16 protein-coding genes are annotated in these 18,112 nt (G+C 64.8%); 8 read left to right on the forward strand and 8 right to left on the reverse strand.

Annotated features, from left to right (window positions below; translation table 11 throughout):
• The first annotated feature begins 61 nt into the window (after positions 1-61).
• Positions 62-1,318 (forward strand): DUF3443 domain-containing protein, encoded by a 1,257-nt coding sequence (locus tag AB3X95_RS05225; protein WP_368620834.1) that lies wholly within the window; start codon positions 62-64, stop codon positions 1,316-1,318.
• Between the two features lie 72 nt (positions 1,319-1,390).
• Here AB3X95_RS05225 and AB3X95_RS05230 read toward each other — a convergent pair whose 3' ends face one another.
• A complete protein-coding gene (locus tag AB3X95_RS05230) occupies positions 1,391-1,834 on the reverse strand; it encodes a hypothetical protein (RefSeq protein WP_368621096.1) in 444 nt (147 codons plus the stop codon).
• 145 nt (positions 1,835-1,979) lie between these two features.
• On the opposite strand from AB3X95_RS05230, the gene AB3X95_RS05235 reads away from it, so the two are divergent.
• Entirely contained in the window at positions 1,980-2,597 is a 618-nt protein-coding gene (locus AB3X95_RS05235; protein WP_368620835.1) for a cadmium resistance transporter, read from the forward strand.
• 44 nt (positions 2,598-2,641) lie between these two features.
• Here AB3X95_RS05235 and AB3X95_RS05240 read toward each other — a convergent pair whose 3' ends face one another.
• Positions 2,642-2,974, reverse strand: a complete 333-nt coding sequence (locus tag AB3X95_RS05240) for a hypothetical protein (protein WP_176368067.1) — start codon at positions 2,972-2,974, stop codon at positions 2,642-2,644.
• A gap of 330 nt (positions 2,975-3,304) precedes the next feature.
• Between AB3X95_RS05240 and leuA the strand changes: the two genes are divergently transcribed.
• Complete coding sequence (leuA, locus tag AB3X95_RS05245) at positions 3,305-5,011, forward strand: 2-isopropylmalate synthase (protein ID WP_368620836.1); 1,707 nt, start codon at positions 3,305-3,307, stop codon at positions 5,009-5,011.
• 131 nt (positions 5,012-5,142) lie between these two features.
• On the opposite strand, the gene AB3X95_RS05250 is transcribed toward leuA, so the two are convergent.
• From AB3X95_RS05250 to AB3X95_RS05270, 5 genes are all read right to left on the reverse strand, one after another.
• The gene (locus tag AB3X95_RS05250) at positions 5,143-5,922 is read right to left on the reverse strand and encodes an amino acid ABC transporter substrate-binding protein (RefSeq protein ID WP_176124049.1); all 780 of its coding nucleotides are present in this window, start codon (positions 5,920-5,922) and stop codon (positions 5,143-5,145) included.
• 147 nt (positions 5,923-6,069) lie between these two features.
• Positions 6,070-7,308 (reverse strand): benzoyl-CoA 2,3-epoxidase subunit BoxA, encoded by a 1,239-nt coding sequence (gene boxA, locus AB3X95_RS05255; protein WP_368620838.1) that lies wholly within the window; start codon positions 7,306-7,308, stop codon positions 6,070-6,072.
• A 59-nt stretch (positions 7,309-7,367) separates the two neighbouring features.
• Positions 7,368-8,795, reverse strand: a complete 1,428-nt coding sequence (gene boxB / locus AB3X95_RS05260; protein WP_368620839.1) for a benzoyl-CoA 2,3-epoxidase subunit BoxB — start codon at positions 8,793-8,795, stop codon at positions 7,368-7,370.
• 98 nt (positions 8,796-8,893) lie between these two features.
• Complete coding sequence (boxC, locus tag AB3X95_RS05265; protein ID WP_368620840.1) at positions 8,894-10,573, reverse strand: 2,3-epoxybenzoyl-CoA dihydrolase; 1,680 nt, start codon at positions 10,571-10,573, stop codon at positions 8,894-8,896.
• 114 nt (positions 10,574-10,687) lie between these two features.
• Complete coding sequence (locus AB3X95_RS05270) at positions 10,688-11,689, reverse strand: helix-turn-helix transcriptional regulator (RefSeq protein ID WP_368620841.1); 1,002 nt, start codon at positions 11,687-11,689, stop codon at positions 10,688-10,690.
• Between the two features lie 231 nt (positions 11,690-11,920).
• Here AB3X95_RS05270 and AB3X95_RS05275 point away from each other — a divergent pair, with 231 nt between their 5' ends.
• From AB3X95_RS05275 to AB3X95_RS05295, 5 genes are all read left to right on the forward strand, one after another.
• Complete coding sequence (locus AB3X95_RS05275; RefSeq protein ID WP_176368073.1) at positions 11,921-12,388, forward strand: DUF4863 family protein; 468 nt, start codon at positions 11,921-11,923, stop codon at positions 12,386-12,388.
• A 73-nt stretch (positions 12,389-12,461) separates the two neighbouring features.
• Positions 12,462-14,051 carry a benzoate-CoA ligase family protein gene (locus tag AB3X95_RS05280; protein ID WP_368620842.1) on the forward strand — a complete coding sequence of 530 codons (1,590 nt, stop codon included), beginning with the start codon at positions 12,462-12,464 and terminating at the stop codon, positions 14,049-14,051.
• A gap of 8 nt (positions 14,052-14,059) precedes the next feature.
• Positions 14,060-14,923: an alpha/beta fold hydrolase gene (locus tag AB3X95_RS05285; protein WP_184226612.1), complete on the forward strand. Its 864-nt coding sequence runs from the start codon at positions 14,060-14,062 to the stop codon at positions 14,921-14,923.
• Between the two features lie 121 nt (positions 14,924-15,044).
• Positions 15,045-15,356: a hypothetical protein gene (locus tag AB3X95_RS05290; RefSeq protein ID WP_184226611.1), complete on the forward strand. Its 312-nt coding sequence runs from the start codon at positions 15,045-15,047 to the stop codon at positions 15,354-15,356.
• 119 nt (positions 15,357-15,475) lie between these two features.
• Positions 15,476-17,593: a phosphocholine-specific phospholipase C gene (locus AB3X95_RS05295; RefSeq protein WP_368620843.1), complete on the forward strand. Its 2,118-nt coding sequence runs from the start codon at positions 15,476-15,478 to the stop codon at positions 17,591-17,593.
• A 110-nt stretch (positions 17,594-17,703) separates the two neighbouring features.
• On the opposite strand, the gene AB3X95_RS05300 is transcribed toward AB3X95_RS05295, so the two are convergent.
• The gene (locus AB3X95_RS05300; protein WP_176124039.1) at positions 17,704-18,084 is read right to left on the reverse strand and encodes a DUF5594 family protein; all 381 of its coding nucleotides are present in this window, start codon (positions 18,082-18,084) and stop codon (positions 17,704-17,706) included.
• Positions 18,085-18,112: the final 28 nt, after the last annotated feature.

Consider the following 18,112-nt stretch of genomic DNA (forward strand, 5'->3'; position numbering starts at 1 on the left):
CCCGCACGCGTCGCTCGCGCCCCCTTTCACGCCTGAGTTCCACCAGACGGACCGCCACGCCATGAAATCCGCCTTGCGTTACCATGCCCTGCTTATGATCGTCTGCGCGGCCCTCGTCGGCTGCGGCGGCGGAGGCGGCAGTTCCTCGTCCGGCTCGTCCGGCTCCGGCTCGACGCCGTCCGCGAGCGCGCCGACCAGTTCCGCGACCGCGCCGACTCCGAGCGCGAACGTGCCGCAATCGACCACGCCCAACGTGCAGCCGGTCACGGTCGGCGTATCGCCCGGCAATACGCGCAACATGCTGATGACGAGCGTCACCGTCTGCCAGGTCGGCACCGGCAACTGCGCGACGATCGACGACATCCAGGTGGACACCGGCTCGAACGGCCTGCGCATCCTCGCATCGGCGCTGCCGACCACCCTGTCGCTGCCGACCATCGCCGCGGGCAGCGGCGTTAGCGCCGAATGTGCGGTGTTCGGCAGCGGCTACGCGTGGGGCTCGATTCACACCGCGGACGTACGCATGGCTGGCCAACAGGCGTCATCGATTCCGATCCAACTGATCGCCGACAGCGCGCTGCCCGGCGCACCCGCCGACTGCGCGAACTCCGGCGGCGCGTCGCTGCTGACCGTATCGAGCCTGCACGCGAATGGCATCCTCGGCGTGGGCCTATTCCCGGTCGACTGCGGCAACGGCTGCGCGAACTCCGCGTTGCCGCGCTGGTACTACAGTTGCACGACGAGCGGCTGCAGCCCGACCGCGCAGCCGCTCGCGCAGCAGGTGACCAATCCGGTCAGCAGCTTCCCGCTCGATAACAACGGCGTAGTGATCGACCTGCCAGCCGTCGCCGATGCGGGCGCGGCGAGCGTGTCAGGCTCGCTGATCTTCGGCATCGGCACCCAGTCGAACAATACGCTTACGGGCACGAACGTTCTGAGGGCGAACTCGGCGACCGGTTACGTGACGACGAACACGGGCGGCCTGACCTATGCGGTGAGCTATCTCGACAGCGGCTCGAACGGCCTCTTCTTCCACTCGACGCAGTTCCCGTTGTGCGGCTTCTGGTACTGCCCGACTTCGACGCAGTCGGCAAGCGCGTCGATCACCGGCATCGATGGCGTGTCGAGCACGGTTTCGTTCGACATCGCCAATTCGAACACGCTGTTCTCGTCGTCGAACAACGCGTTCGACAATCTCGCCGGCAATTCGAGTCTGGGTTTCGGCTGGGGCTTGCCGTTCTTTTACGGCAAACGCATTTACACGGCGATTGCGACGCGCAATACGTCGGCCGGGCAGGGACCGTATTACGCGTTCTAATAAGTACTTTTTGATAGTGTAAATAGAGGAGCCTCAATGCGCAGCGACGGTGCGGCGCGCGCGGCTGCGAACTCAGCCCGCCGCGCTGGCCGGTTGTGCTGCCGGTGTGGCCAGCTGCGGCGGCGCGAGCCAGCGGAATACGTCGAGCTGTTCGCCGTGGAATGTGCACTCGGCGGCGGCCGGCGTGCGGACCCTCGACGGCTGGGCCGGCTTCGCGTCCATCTTGGCCTCGGAGGCCGCTTGCGACGCCGATGCCGTGAGCGGCGCGGAAGCCGCGGTCGCGGACGCGCTCACCGCATGCTCGATGGTCCCCTCCACCACGACCCGCGAGCCGCGAATCGCGGCCCCGCGATGCGTGACCCGCAGCCGATCCGACGACATCCCCGACGACGGCTCGGCCAGCTTGCTGCGCATCAATTGTTCACAGGCGCTCGAGTTGCGGGTGGCGATGGTGCAGGCCGCCAGCAGCGCCGCGGCGCTCGCGAGACAGGCGACAGTGAGAAGGCGAATCTTCATCGATATTCCGTTGTTCGAGGTCCCGGCCATTGTAGCCGCTTGACCTTGACGCGGCGCATCGGCATCGTGTTGGCCGGCCGCCCGGTTGCCCACATGGCGCGGCGAATTCCAAGCGACTCCCCCCGGTAACGATTCCGGCTTCTTCATGCTCAGCCTCGTCCTGCTCGCAATCGTCGCCTATGCCGCGACCAATATCGACAACCTGTTCGTTCTGCTCGGCTTTCTGGCCGAAGCGGGCGCAAAACGGCGTCGCGTGGTCGCGGGACAGTACGCGGGATCATTGATCCTCGTCGCCGCAGCGCTCGGGCTCGCGGCCTTGCTCACGCGCCTGCCGGCCGGTTATGTGGGCCTGCTCGGCTTGCTGCCGATCGTCGTGGGACTGCACAAGGCGTGGCAGCGCTTCGGTTCTGGCCACGCATTGAATAGGGATAGCGAGGATGGCCGCACACGCGCTCCGCCATCCATTCGCGGTTCATCGAGCTGGACCGTCGCGAGCGTCGCCATCGCCAACGGCTCGGACAACCTCGCCGTCTACGTGCCGCTGTACGCCAGTCATACACCCGCCGAGAACGCGCTGGTTTCGCTCGTATTCATCGTGATGATCGGGCTGTGGTGCGCGGGCGCGGCATGGCTCGTCGACCATCCGTTGCTCGGCGGGCCGATCCGGCGGTACGGCTCGGCGGTGCTGCCGCTGATCCTGCTCGCGATAGGCGTATCGGTGTTGTTGAACAGCGATACGCTGCGGCTTTTGTCCGGCGGGTGAGCAACGCGGGGCTCGGTCGAAACACTGCCCAGGCGTCGAGGAAGTCAATTTGCCGGCCGCAGCGGTTGCACGTAAGTACGCACGCCGGCCAGGGGCGCGCCATAGCCGCCCGCGCTCGGGTTGTTCGGCAAGCCGTTGACCAGTTGCGCGCGCGGATCGGTCGGATTCAGATTCAACTCGCCCGCCTGCTGGTTGCCGTGCGTCGGATACTCGCTGCCGAGCGCCGCATGTGGCATCAGGCGCGTGCTGTTCTGCGGTGCGTTCATGTCGTTCTGCGCGCTGAGCCCCTGCGCGCCGGCCTGCCCGACGAACCCGCACGCCAGCGCCGCGCACGCGCCGATCCTTGCGACAGCGGATATCCACGCTACTCGTTTCATGTTCGCCTCCTGCTCAGTGAATTGACGATGCCTTGTGAGCTCACCCGTGAATCGAGCGCGGCACGAGCACACTGCGTGCCCTTGACGCAATCTCAATAATATGTTCCCATTGCGCACTATGTACCGCGCCCAGACCACCCTATCGCTACTACTAGCCCGCTCTACCGGGCTAGGTCTGCTGCTGCGCGCGTCCGCTTCTCTCTGATACACCGAAGCATCGCTTGAATCCCCAGTAACTGACCCAGCCCCGGTTTCCGACCGGCGGCCCAGTATCGCGTTTTCGTCGTCCGGTCGACACCCGTTCCACGGTCTCTCCCTCGGATGATGAAAATGTTGAAAAACCCCGCTACCAAGTACCGTTCGTTCAAGCCGATCAATTTGACGGATCGCCAGTGGCCGTCGCGCACCATCACGCGCGCGCCGATCTGGATGAGCACCGACCTGCGTGACGGCAACCAGGCGCTGTTCGAGCCGATGAACGCCGAGCGCAAGATGCGCATGTTCAAGACGCTGGTGCAGATCGGCTTCAAGGAAATCGAAGTCGGGTTTCCGTCGGCGTCGCAGACCGATTTCGACTTCGTGCGCGAGCTGATCGCGGGTAGCCATATTCCCGACGACGTGACGATCGAAGTGCTCACGCAGGCGCGCGACGATCTGATCGAGCGTACGTTCGAATCGTTGCGCGGCGCCCCGCGCGCGATCGTCCACCTGTACAATGCGACCGCGCCGGACTTCCGCAAGATCGTGTTCGGCCTCGAAAAGAGCGGCGTGATCGAACTCGCGCAGAAGGCCGCGCGCACGGTGAAGCGCCTCGCCGACGCGCAGCCGGAAACGCACTTCACGCTGCAATACAGCCCGGAAGTGTTCAGCGGCACCGAACTCGAATTCGCGAAGGAAGTCTGCGACGCGGTGTTCGACATCTGGCAACCGACGCCCGAGCACAAGGCGATCGTCAATCTGCCGGCCACCGTCGAAATGGCCACGCCGAACGTCTACGCGGACCAGATCGAATGGATGCACCGCAATCTCGCACGCCGCGATTCGCTGATCGTCTCCGTCCATCCGCATAACGACCGTGGTACGGCCGTCGCCGCCGCGGAGCTCGCCGTGATGGCGGGCGCGGATCGCGTCGAAGGCTGCCTGTTCGGCAACGGCGAGCGCACCGGCAACGTCGATCTCGTCACGCTCGCGTTGAATTTGTACACGCAAGGCGTCGATCCCGAGCTCGATTTCTCGAACATCAACGAAGTCGCGCGCACGGCCGAGGAATGCACGCAGTTGCCGATCCATCCGCGTCACCCGTATGTCGGCGATCTCGTCTTCACCGCGTTCTCGGGCTCGCACCAGGACGCGATCAAGAAGGGCTTCGCCGCGCAGAAGCCGGACGCGATCTGGGAAGTGCCGTACATGCCGATCGATCCGAGCGACCTCGGCCGCACCTACGACTCCGTGATTCGCGTGAACAGCCAGTCGGGCAAGGGCGGCATCGCCTATTTGCTCGAGCAGAGCTACGGCGTCGTGTTGCCGCGCCGCCTGCAGGTGGACTTCAGCTCGGCCGTGCAGCGCTTCACCGACGACAGCGGCCAGGAAGTCACGCCCGCGCAGATCTGGGAACTGTTCCAGCAGGAATACGTGCGCACGGCCGAGCCGGTCCGCTATGTCAGCCACAGCCTGTCCGAGCATGACGGCCGCGAGCACATCAAGCTCAACGTCGAAATTCACGGCACGCCGCGCGTGCTGACGGGCGCCGGCAACGGCCCGCTCGACGCGCTGATGCACGCGATCGACGTGCCCGTGCGCATCCAGCACTACGAGGAACGCGCGCTCACGCAGGGCGCCGATGCGCGTGCGATCGCGATCGCCGAAATGGCCGGCGCCGATGTGGCCGGCAGCGCGTTCGGCGTCGGTGTCGATGCGAACCTGATTACCGCGTCGATTCGTGCGGTGATCAGCGGCGTGAACCGCGCGTATGCACGCGTGAACGCGGATGCACAGGAGCGTTTCTTCGACGCCGCGCTGAGCGACGCGACGGTGTAAGGCCTGAGTCTGCCGCGTTGAACGCGCGTCCCGCCGCATGTTCAACGGGCTGATGGCAATGAAGAAGGGGTGTCTCGACGACACCCCTTCTTTTTTTGCGTGAATTTATCCGCGTCACCGCAGGCCGAGATTCAATGAAACACGTCGCGGCCGAAGTACTTCAGCGAAATCCGCTGATAGGTACCGTCTTTTCTCATGCGGGCGAGCGCGTCGTCGATCGCGACGCGCAGCTTCGGATTGCCCTTGCGGATCAGTACCGCCGACTTGTCGCTGCTATCGGGCGACGTATCGACCGCGACGACCTTGATCCTCGCGTCGGGCACGCGCTTCTTATAGTCGAGAAACGACAATGAATCGTTGACGGTCGCATCGACGCGGCCCGTGACGAGCAGATCGATCGATTCGTCGAAGCCCTGCGCCGGAATCACCTGCGCGCCGTGCGCGGCCGCGATCCTGCCGACGTTGCTGCTCAGCGTATTGGCCGACTTGCGGCCCTTCAGGTCATCGAAAGATTTGATCGTCGTGTTGTCCGAGGCGACGATCAGCACCGCGTGCGACGTGATGTACGGGTCCGAGTAATCGTATTTGAGCTTGCGCTCGTCGGTGATCGCGACCTCGTTGATCACCGCGTCGTAGCGATCGACGTCGAGACCGGCGATCAACCCATCCCATCTGGCTTCGATGAATAGCGGCTTGACCCCGAGACGCTGCGCGATCGCGCGGGCGAGTTCGACGTCGAAGCCGGTCAGCTTGCCCGTGTCGTCGTGATAAGTGAACGGTGCGTACGTGCCTTCGGTGCCAATCCGGAACACGCCCGCTGCCTTGATCTGCGCGAGATCGTCGGCGCTCGCCGGATGCGCCAGCACGGCCTGCAATAGCGCGAGCATCGCGAGTGAACGAATCGGCTTCATCGGACGGCTCCGTCTGAGTGGCTGCGCAGGTGGCGGCCTGCCGCGTTCGGCGAGGGGACGCCGGCGCGCGGCCGACTGCGTGGGCCGACTGTAGCAAACCGTCCGCGATTTTCAAAATGATTCGCGCGCGATCAGTGCGTCAGTACGTCAGTACGTCTCCAGATGCAGCCGCCCTTCCCGCTTCAGCTTCGCCCACAACGCTTCCCAATCGAGCTGATGCTGCTCGCCGATGTCTTTGAGCGCCTGCAGCACGCCGTCCTCCATGCCTTTGAGGCCGCACACGTAGATATAGGTGTTGTCGTCCTTCAGCAGGTTCGCGACGTCGGCCGAACGTTCGCGCATCGCATCCTGCACGTAGCGCTTCGGCTGTCCCGGCGTGCGCGAAAACGCGAGCGTGGTGTCGATGAAGTCCTTTGGCAGATTCGTCAGCGGTCCAAAGTACGGCAGCTCCTCCTTGGTGCGCGCGCCGAAGAACAGCATCAGCTTGCCGGTCGCGCCTTTGAGGCGCTTGCGCCGGCGGTACTCGGTCATCGCGCGCATCGGCGCGGAACCGGTGCCCGTGCAGATCATCAGCAGATGCGAGTTCGGATGATTCGGCATCAGGAAGGTGCTGCCGAACGGACCGATCACGTTGACGACGTCGCCCTTCTTCAGATCGCACAGATAGTTCGAACAGACGCCGTCGATCGCGTCGCCGTGCTGCTGCGACACGCGCTTCACAGTCAGCGACACGTTGTTATAGCCGGGCCGCTCGCCATCGCGCGGACTCGCGATCGAGTACTGGCGCGCGTGGTGCACGCGGCCGTCGGCGGCGGTGCCCGGTGGCAGAATGCCGATCGACTGGCCTTCGAGCACCGGAAACGGCATCGAGCCGAAGTCGAGCACGATGTGATGGATGTCGCTCGACGTCGCGCTGTCGGTGAGCCGGTAGTTGCCGACCACCGTCGCGGTCGTCGGCGCCTTGTGCGTGTACAGATTCACGTACGGCTTCGCAGCCGACCACGGCGGCACGACCGCGCCGCGCACGGTATCGACTTCGAGGCCGTCCGCTTCGTCGGAACTGTCGCCCGCGGCGGACGCGGCCGCCTTTTCTTCAGCCGGCACCGCCATCGTGTTCTGCTCCGGCAGCACGTCCCATGTAAACTGCTCGTCGATCGAATACGCGTCGGCCTTTAGCACCGTGCGCCAGTTGTCGATCGCGCCGGTCGGACACGGCGGCACGCAGGCCATGCAGCCGTTGCAGACATCGGCCTTCACGACGTAGTTGTTGTCGTCATGCGTGATCGCATCGATCGGACAGGTCTCTTCGCAGGTGTTGCAGCGAATGCAGATCTCCGGATCGATCAGATGTTGCCGCAAGACTTCGACCGATACTGGGCCGTTCATGACTTCCTCCACCTGGCAATACGGCGCTTGCGTGGCGCGCCTTTCGTGCTTCGCCTGCTTCAGTTGAAGCGCACGTATTCGAAATCGACCGGCTGACGGTTCACGCCCATCGCGGGCGGCGCGATCCAGTTCGCGAACTTGCCCGGTTCGGCAACGCGCCCCATCAGCGAAGCGACGAACGCGCGATCTTCCGGCGTGGCGAGCCACTTCGCTTCGTTGGCGGCCCATTCGGCTTCGCTGATGACGCGCCCATCGGGCGACACCCGCGTGCCCGCGAACGTGCCGATCTGCCGGTTGAACGCCTTGTGCGGCACCGTCATCCGAAAGTCGATGCCGGCCTTCTCGAGCACCTTGTTCCAGCGGCCGACGCCCGCGACCGAGTCCTTGATGTAATCGTCGCGCAGCACTTCGTTCATCGCGTTGAGCATCGGCACTTCGCGCTCGACGAGCTTGCCGTCCTGCACGTCGAGCAGCTTGTAGCTATGCTCGTTCAGGCGATGATCGTCGTCGCGCTTGCCTTCCTCGTAGCGCCCCTTCAGGCCCGAGCTATAGAACGTCGCCGCGTTCGACGAATGATCGGCGCCGAACAGGTCGATCGTGACCGAGTAATGGAAGTTCAGATAGCGCTGGATGGTCGGCAGATCGATCACGCCGGCCGCACGGATCTTCGCGACGTCGTCGGTGCCGAGCTCGTTCATCACCTGCGCGGTGCGCTGGATCACGCGCGACACGCCCGACTCGCCGACGAACATATGATGCGCTTCCTCGGTCAGCATGAACTTCGTCGTGCGCGCGAGCGGATCGAAGCCCGACTCCGCGAGCGCCGACAACTGGAACTTGCCGTCGCGGTCGGTGAAGTACGTGAACATGTAGAACGCAAGCCAGTCCGGCGTTTTCTCGTTGAACGCGCCGAGAATGCGCGGATTGTCTTCGTCGCCCGAGCGGCGGCCGAGCAAGGCTTCGGCTTCCTCGCGACCGTCGCGGCCGAAATAGCGATGCAGCAGATACACCATCGCCCACAGATGCCGGCCTTCCTCGACGTTGACCTGGAACAGGTTGCGCAGATCGTACAGCGACGGCGCGGTCAAGCCGAGGTGACGCTGCTGCTCGACCGAAGCCGGCTCCGTATCGCCCTGTGTGACGATGATGCGGCGCAGGTTCGCGCGATGCTCGCCGGGCACGTCCTGCCACGCGGCCTCGCCCTTGTGCTCGCCGAAGTGGATCTTGCGATCCTGCTCGCCCGGCGTGAGGAAAATACCCCAGCGGTACTCCGGCATTTTCACGTAATCGAAATGCGCCCAGCCGCCCGCGTCGACGCTGACCGCGGTGCGCAGATACACGTCGTAGCTGTGCGAGCCTTCCGGGCCCATATCGCCCCACCACGACAGAAAGTTCGGCTGCCATTGTTCGAGCGCGCGCTGCAGCGCGCGGTCGTCGGCGAGGTTGACGTTGTTCGGAATCTTTTCGCTGTAGTTGATCGAGGACATGGTCGGTTCCCTGGGTCAATTCCGTGTTCGGAAGCTGCAGTGGCGAGAGGCGCGTATCGGCAGGCGGCGTCGTTTAGTCGGTGTGAGCGCGATGCCGATTACACGCGCGACACATCGAATTGCGCCTTGCTGCCCTTGCCGTACACCTTGAGCGCACCCTTGTCGCCCACTGCGTTCGGCCGGTTGAAGATCCAGTTCTGCCAGGCGGTGAGACGGCCGAAGATGCGCGTCTCCATCGTCTCCGGCCCATTGAAGCGCAGATTCGCTTCGAGGCCGGTCAACGCATCGGGCGACATCGCCGCGCGCTCTTCGAGCGCGATGCGGATTTCGTCGGCCCAATCGATATCGTCCGGCGACGCGGTGACGAGACCGAGGCGCTCGGCGTCGAGCGCCTTGACCGGCTGGCCGATAAGCGCGCGCACCGCGTCGAGGGGCTCGGCTTCCTCGTAGAAGCGCCGCGCGAGCCGCGATTGATGCGTGACCATCGGATACAGACCGAAGTTGACTTCCGACAGCGTGATCGACGGCTCCTCGTCCTCGTTGTCGGGCAGCGCCGCCATGTAGGTGCGATCGGCAGCGAACGCCAGTTCGGCGAACGTGCCGGCGAAGCACGAGCCCGGCTCGATCAGCGTGAAGATGGAACGCGACGACACGTCGAGGCGCGCGAGCGTGCGGCGCAGCATGCCGATCGTTTCGCGCACGAACCAGTGATCCTTGTGCCGCAGCAGCGTCGCATCGACGGCGAGCAGATGGCGCGCGTCGCCTTCGGTCTTGAACACCCAGGTGCCGATGTCGAGCGCGTTGGTGCGCATAGACAGGATCGCGTCGTCGAGTTCACGGGCGAATTGCAGCGGCCACCAGTTGGCGCCGGCCGCGACGATCGCGGCGAGGTCGGTCGGTTGCTCGGTGCGCGGCGCGCGCGCGGTGAAGGTCGCCACACGTTTCGCGCGATCGATGGTCACGTCCACGGTTTGATAGCCGAGGCCGTCTTCGCGATCCGTGCGTTCGATGCGCGTGAGCGCGACGCCCTTGGCATCGGCCGGACGATCGCTGTGCGCGCCGAGTTCGAGCGCGCGCGCCTGAATGGCCTGCTCGAACTGGTTGGGCTTCACGACTTCGTCGACGAGACGCCATGCCTTCGCACGCTCGCCACGCACACCCTCGACCACCGTGCAGAAAATATCAGCGCGATCGTGGCGCACCTTGCGTTTGTCGGTCACGCGCGTGAGACCGCCGGTGCCGGGCAGCACGCCGAGCAGCGGCACTTCCGGCAGTGACACCGAAGAGGAACGATCGTCGATCAGATAGATTTCGTCGCAGGCGAGCGCGAGTTCATAACCGCCACCCGCGCACGCGCCGTTCACCGCGGCCAGAAACTTCAACCCCGAATGGCGCGACGAATCTTCGAGCCCGTTGCGCGTTTCGTTCGTGAACTTGCAGAAGTTGACCTTCCAAGCGTGCGACGACAGCCCCAGCATGAAGATATTCGCGCCCGAGCAGAATACCCGGTCCTTCAGGCTCGTCACCACCACCGTGCGGACTTCCGGATGCTCGAAGCGAATCCGCTGGATCGCATCGTGCAGCTCGATGTCGACGCCGAGGTCGTACGAATTGAGCTTCAGCTTGTAGCCGCCGCGAATGCCGCCGTCCTCGGCGATGTCGATGCCGAGCGTCGCAACCGGGCCGTTGAAGCTCAGCTTCCAGTGCTTGTACTGTGACGGCTCGGTGCGGTAGTCGACCGGCGCGGCCTCGGCAACGACGGTAGGTGCTGTGGACATAGGGCGTCTCCTGACTGGACGATGCAATCTGTTTTTTGAACAATAGTGCATCAACATACCAGCGTAAAGCACTTTAGTGCACTTTTACGGGGAAACCCTGGCGCTCCCGATCGGTCAGTTCACGCGCGCTTCGTCGGGCGCTTCCGCCGCGAGACGCGCGGCGAGACGGTCGCGCAACTGCAGGTACGCATCGGCGAGCGTCTTTTCGCTGGTGTCGAACGTCATGTCGGCCCGCCCGTACAGCTCCGCGCGCCCGGCAAGGATGCGTTTCAGGTCGTCCATCGCCTCGCGGTTGCCGGACATCGGCCGCAGATCGCCTTGCGCGACGACGCGGCGCATATGTTCTTCGGGCGTCGCCTGCAACCATACGGTGAAGCAGTGCGACAGCAGCACGTTGAACGTGCCCGATTCCGACACGAGCCCGCCCGGGGACGCGATCACCGCGCGCGAATGTTCGTGGATCACCGCCTCTAGCGCGCGCTGCTCGTAGCGTCGATACGCGCTCGCGCCGTATAGCGAATGAATCTCCGACGGCGGACAACCCGCGAGCTGTTCGATCACGCGCGTGAGTTCGATGAACGGCACCTTGCGCTCCTGCGCGAGCATGCGTCCGAGCGTCGACTTGCCCGCGCCGCGCAGACCGATCAGCGCAATACGGTCCTTGCGGTGCGGGTCGCGCGGCGCCTGCGCGAACATTTCCGCGAGCGCGATGCGCGCGCGCTGCAGCGCCGCCTGGTCGCGCCCCTGCAGCAGTTCGCGGATCAGCAGCCATTCGGCGGACGCAGTGGTTTCGTCGCCGATCACCTCGGCGAGCGGACAGTTCAGCGCGGCCGCGAGCTGCCGCAGCACCAGCACCGACGCATTGCCGACGCCCGATTCGAGGTTCGCCAGATGCCGCTCCGACAAACCGGTTTCGGCCGCCAGCGTCTTGCGTGTCATGCCACGGCGCGCGCGCAGCAAACGCACGCGCTCGCCCATCGCGGTCAGGAACGGGTCGCGTTCTTCGCGCTCGCCGCCGCGTTCGGCCGTGCGGTCACCTGCGCGCTCGAGGCGTTCGATGCGGGCCGCGTCGTCATCGGCTTCATTCAACGGTGCGGGCGGGTACTTTTGGTTCATGTTTTGCAACCTCTTGACTACGATATATGTACTATAGTGCTTGACACGCACCGGGTGAACGGTTTAATTTTCGCCAAAAGCTGATCCAATCACAAACACAGTCGCGCGCCGCCCTTGTATTCCGGCCGCGTCATGGAGACGGCGCGGCACCACGCATGCACCAAAGTTCCGGGGGCCGGCCATCCCGGGGCCGGCCGTCCGGCCTGCGTGAGCGCGCTTCTGGAGGCTCGCATGTCCGCACAGGAATTCCAGCGCCTGATCGCAGGCGTCACTGGGCAACTCGCCGGGCGGCCGCTCGACGCCGCGCTCGCCGACTGGCTGAACGACACCTGGCCCGCCGACAGTCCCACCTTTCACGAACTCGCGAACGCATGCCGCACAGGCGCCGCCGAAGGCTGGCTGTGCAACCGCGAGGCCGGCGGCATCCGCTACGGCCGCATCTTCAAGGCGCTGCCCGACACGCACGGCTTTTCCGTCGACGTCGTCGACATGCAGGACATTGCCGGTCCGCACCACGTCCATCCGCACGGCGAGATCGATCTGATCATGCCGCTCACCGAAGGCGCGACGTTCGACGGGCATCCGGCCGGCTGGTGCGTGTATGGCCCCGGCTCCGCGCATCGGCCGACCGTCGCGAACGGCCAGGCGCTGGTGCTGTATCTGCTGCCGCAAGGGGCGATCGAATTCACGCGCGCGTGAGCCGCGAGCGGCCAGCATCGAGCGGATCACGAGCAGACAAAAGCCGGACCGCATCCACGGACGGAGGAGACATATGGAAGCCCTGCTGGAAACGGGCGCGCGCGAGCCGGTTGCGCCGCCGCCCCCGCTGTTCAACTTCGCGAGGCATCTGTTCCAGTTGAACGAAGCGCGCGCGAGCAAGGTCGCTTATATCGACGACCACGGCGCGACGACCTACGGCGAACTCGAACAGCGCGCGCGGCGCTGCGCCAGCGCACTGCGTGCGCTCGGCGTGCATCCCGAGGAGCGCGTGCTGCTCGTGATGCTCGACACCGTATCGTTGCCGGTCGCGTTTCTCGGCGCGCTATACGCCGGCATCGTGCCGGTCGTCGCGAACACGCTGCTGACCGCCGCCGACTATACGTACATGCTGACGCACAGCCATGCGCGCGCGGTGATCGTGTCGGAACCGTTGCTACCCAACGTGACGCAGGCGCTGAGCAGCATCGACGACGACGGCTGCCAGCTGATCGTCTCGCAGCCAGACGCTTCCACCGGAAAGCCGCCCGGGGCGCCCCACTTCGAAACGCTGGTCGATACCGCCACACCGGCCGTCAAAGGCTGCGCGAGCAACGCGGACGACATCGCGTTCTGGCTCTATTCGTCGGGCTCGACCGGCAAGCCGAAAGGCACCGTCCACACGCACGCGAATCTGTACTGGACCGCCGAGCTGTATGCGAAGCCGGTGCTCGGCATCGTCGAGAGCGACGTGGTGTTTTCGGCGGCGAAGCTGTTCTTTGCGTATGGGCTCGGCAACGCGCTGACGTTTCCGCTGTCGGTCGGCGCGACCGCGATCCTGATGGCCGAGCGCCCGACCGCCGACGCGATTTTCACGCGCCTCGTCAAGCAGCGCCCGACCGTGTTCTGCGGCGTGCCGACCTTGTACGCGAACATGCTGGTGTCGCCCAATCTGCCCGCGCGCGCCGACGTCGCGATCCGCGTGTGCGCGTCGGCCGGCGAGGCGTTGCCGCGCGATGTCGGCGAACGCTTCACCGCGCACTTCGGTGCCGAGATTCTCGATGGCATCGGCTCGACGGAAATGCTGCACATCTTCCTGTCGAATCGCGCGGGCGAAGTCGAATACGGCACGACCGGACGCCCCGTGCCGGGCTACGAAGTCGAGTTGCGCGACGAGGCCGGGCGGCCGGTGCCCGATGGCGAAGTCGGCGATCTGTTCATCAAAGGGCCGAGCGCGGCGCTGATGTACTGGAGCAATCGCGAGAAAACGCGCGCGACGTTTCTCGGCGAATGGATCAGAAGCGGCGACAAGTATCGGCGTCTCGCGAACGGCTGTTATGTGTACGCGGGCCGCAGCGACGACATGCTGAAAGTAAGCGGCCAGTATGTGTCGCCAATCGAGGTCGAGATGGTGCTCGTCGCGCATCCGGCGGTGCTCGAAGCGGCGGTGGTCGGCGTCGATCATGGCGGACTCGTGAAGACGCGCGCGTTCGTCGTGCTCAAGCGCGACTTCATGCCGTCCGAGATGCTCGCCGACGAACTGAAGACCTTCGTCAAGGAACGGCTCGCGCCGCACAAGTACCCGCGCGATATCGTGTTTACCGACGATCTGCCGAAAACCGCAACCGGCAAGATTCAACGCTTCAAACTACGCGAACTGTCATAGGTGATTCATTGACGCAGAACCGAGGTACCGCCCCTGCCACCTCCTTCGTGAATGCCGCCAGCGGCTTCGCCGAACTGCCGGCAACCGCGTCGCATGAGCCGCTGCGGATCGAGTACCGGTGGGTCAACGAGCAGGCGAATGCTCAACAGGACGATCCGCCGATCGCGGTCTTCCTGCACGAAGGTCTCGGCTCGATCGCGATGTGGCGCGACTGGCCACAGACGTTGTGCGAGCGGCTCGGCATGCGCGGGCTCGTCTATTCGCGGCCCGGCTACGGACTCTCGACCCCGCGTGCGCCTGACGAGAAATGGCCGGTCGATTTCATGACTGCGCAAGCGCGCGCCATTCTCCCGGACTTGCTCGACGCGCTCGATATCGACTTGCGGCAACGCCAGCGCATGTGGGTGATCGGCCATAGCGACGGCGGCTCGATCGCGCTGCTGTACGCGGCGCTGTATCCGGATGCCCTGGCGGGCGCGATCGCAGTCGCACCGCACGTCTTCGTCGAAGACATCTCGGTGCAAAGCATCGCGCAGACGAAGCAACTTTACGAAAGCACCGATCTGCGCGCGAAGCTCGCCCGCTACCATGCCGACGTCGATTCCGCGTTCTACGGCTGGAACGATATCTGGCTCGATCCCGGGTTCAGGCAGTGGTCGATCGTCGAGGCGCTCGCGCGGATCCGCCGACCGCTGCTCGCGATCCAGGGCCACGACGACAACTACGGCACGATGGCGCAGATCGACACGATCGCCGCCCGCGTGCCACACGCGCAACTCGTGAAGCTCGACGCATGCGGACACTCGCCGCATCGCGATGCGCCCGCGGCGCTCAACGACGCGATCGCTGCGTTCGTTCGCGCGCAGCGATAAGCGGCGCCCTGGCTGTTACCGATACTTCATAAAAATTACACGGATCGGCGATTATGCTTGCGCATCGCTGACCTCGGCACATCGATGGCGAGGCATCCCTTCCTCGCCCGGAGACTGTGCCATGCCTTTCGTGTCGAAGCCGATTCGTGCGCCGCGCCGCAAACGTTTGAGCGGCGCCGTGGCGGTCATCGCGCTGTGCGCGCTAGCGGGAGCATGCAGCAACGACGACCCGCCCGCGAGCACGAATACGATCAGTTCAACGGAACATTCCGCCGCTAATCCCGGCGACCCATCGATCGCCCCTCCGCCGGCCGACTCCGCGCCGCCGACACTGACGATCCAGACACCAGCGGCACCGGCATCAGAAGCCGGCACGGCGCTGTCCGCCGCTGCGCCGCCGCTTGCCCGCCCCGTCATCCATACCGTCGATTGAGCATTGCGCCGCGCGCGGAGACGAGCCTGACTTCGCGCGTCCGGCACAGCATTGCCGTTTCAGCACCGCAATTCGTCTTCCCCGTGCCTTTTCCTCCACCGAAGATCAAAGCCACAACCATGACCTCAACAAATCGCCGTGATTTTCTGCGCTCGGCCGCGCAAGCCGCCGGTTCCTTTACCGCGTTGAGCATGCTGCCGCCCGGCATCCGCAATGCGCTCGCGCTTCCGGCCAACAACCGGACCGGCACGATCCGCGACGTCGAGCATATCGTCGTGCTGATGCAGGAGAACCGCTCGTTCGACCACTACTTCGGCACGCTCAAGGGCGTGCGGGGCTTCGGCGACACGCGTGCAATCAACCTCGCGAATGGCCAGCCGGTGTGGTATCAGCCGCTCACAACCGATACCACCGGCGCCAGCTACGTGCTGCCGTTCCGTCCGAGCGCGCCGAACCTCGGCCTGCAATTCCTGCAGGATCTGGCGCACGACTGGGGCACCACACACGCCGCATGGAACGGCGGCCGCAACGATCAGTGGGTACCGTCGAAAGGCGCGACCACGATGGCCTACCTGACGCGCGACGACATCCCGTTCCACTATCAGCTCGCCGACGCATTCACGATCTGCGACGCGTACCACTGCTCGCTGATGGGTCCGACCGATCCGAACCGCTATTACATGTGGAGCGGCTGGGTCGGCAACGACGGCAGCGGCGGCGGTCCGGTGATCGACAATTCGGAGCTCGGCTACGGCTGGTCGACCTTCCCCGAAGTGCTGCAGAACGCGGGCATCTCGTGGAAGATCTATCAGGACATCGGCACCGGGCTCGACGCGAACGGCTCCTGGGGCTGGACGCAGAACGCGTACATCGGCAACTACGGCGACAACTCGCTGCTCTATTTCAACCAGTATCGCAACGCGCAGCCGGGCAACCCTCTGTATGACAACGCGCGTACCGGCACCAACGCGGCGAACGGCGACGGCTACTTCGACATCCTGAAGCGCGACGTGCAGAACGGCACGCTGCCGCAGGTGTCGTGGATCGTCGCGCCCGAAGCGTACAGCGAACACCCGAACTGGCCGACCAACTACGGCGCGTGGTACATCGATCAGGTGCTGCAGATCCTCACGTCGAACCCGGACGTGTGGAGCAAGACCGTGCTGCTGATCAACTACGACGAAAACGACGGCTTCTTCGATCACATCGCCGCGCCGTTCGCGGCCGTGTCGAGCGCGAACGGTCTGTCGACCGTCGATATCGCGAATGAGATCTATCCGGGCGATCCGAAGAACGTCGCCGGGCCGTACGGGCTCGGACCACGCGTGCCGATGCTGGTGGTGTCGCCGTGGTCCAAAGGCGGCTACGTGTGCTCCGAAGTGTTCGACCACTCGTCGGTGATTCGCTTCATCGAAAAGCGCTTCGGCCACCGGCACAATCTCGGCGAATCGAACATCACGCCGTGGCGTCGCGCGGTGTGCGGCGATCTGACCTCCGCGTTCAACTTCGCGAATCCGAACGCGTCGGTGCCGTCGCTGCCGAGCACGAGCGGCTACGTGCCGCCCGACCGGAACCGTCACCCGGACTACGTGCCGCAAACGCCGACGGTGCAGACGGTGCCGAAGCAGGAAGCGGGCGTGCGCCCGGCACGCGCGCTGCCGTATGAACTGTTCGTGCGCGTCGACGAAGGCTCGAACGGCCAGCTGACGATGCGCTTCGTCAACACCGGCCGCGCGGGCGCGGTGTTCCTCGTGTACGCGGCCAATAGCGCCGACGCGCCGCGCAGCTATACCGTCGAAGCGGGCAAGCATCTGCAGGACACGCTGATGCTCAACGCCGATGGCAGCTACGACTTCAGCGTGCACGGACCGAATGGGTTTCTGCGCCGCTTCGCGGGCAAAGTGGTCGCGCGTAACGGGTGGAATGGTTCGGACACCGCACGGCCGGCCGTCGTCGAAGGCTACGATGTCGCGAACGGCAATCTGCAACTGCGGCTCGAGAACGTCGGCAGCGCGCGGTGCCAGTTCACGATCGTCAACGCGTACGACAAGGACCATGTGATCAAGCATTCGGTGCGCGGCGGCGACACCGACAATCTGTACCTCGATCTGCGCAAAGCATACGGCTGGTACGATCTCGCGATCACCGTCGATACGGACCCGACGTTTGCCCGCCGCATCGCCGGTCACGTCGAGACGGGCAATGACAGCATCAGCGATCCGGCGCTGGGCGGCTGAGCGTCGCTGTCACCCAACGCTGTAAAAGCAACGGCCGCTGGCTCTTCGAGCACAGCGGCCGTTTTTTATCCAGCTATTTCCAGCGCAAACCCGCAATCGCGCGCGAGCGTCTACGCTTCGAAATCGAGCCCGCCGATCAACGTAACCGGCTCACCCTGCGTGTGCGTGGAGAAATCGAGTTCGCGCGCCTGGGTCCACGCGTTGAGCTTGCGCGGCAACGCGGCCAGATATCTGGCGAAACGCGTCGCGCCTTGCTCGCCCATCAGTCTTTCTATTTCATCGCTGTCCCAGGTCAGATACAGATTCAATGGATGCGGGTAATGACCGAGTTCATCGAGCGGCGTGGCGTGAATCCGCACGCGGGTGGGCTGCCCAAGCTCGCCATGCGGCAGCACGTCGGTGTGAACGGTCTTCGCGACACACGCGGCGATCGCCTCGGCAATGCGCGGCGCGAACTCCTGGTCGAAACGAATCGCACTCTCGGGGCGCATTCCATGTCTCCGCTGTGATTCTCATCGT

Origin of the sequence: Paraburkholderia sp. BR13444 (assembly GCF_040948755.1) — a bacterium.
Taxonomy (GTDB): domain Bacteria; phylum Pseudomonadota; class Gammaproteobacteria; order Burkholderiales; family Burkholderiaceae; genus Paraburkholderia; species Paraburkholderia youngii.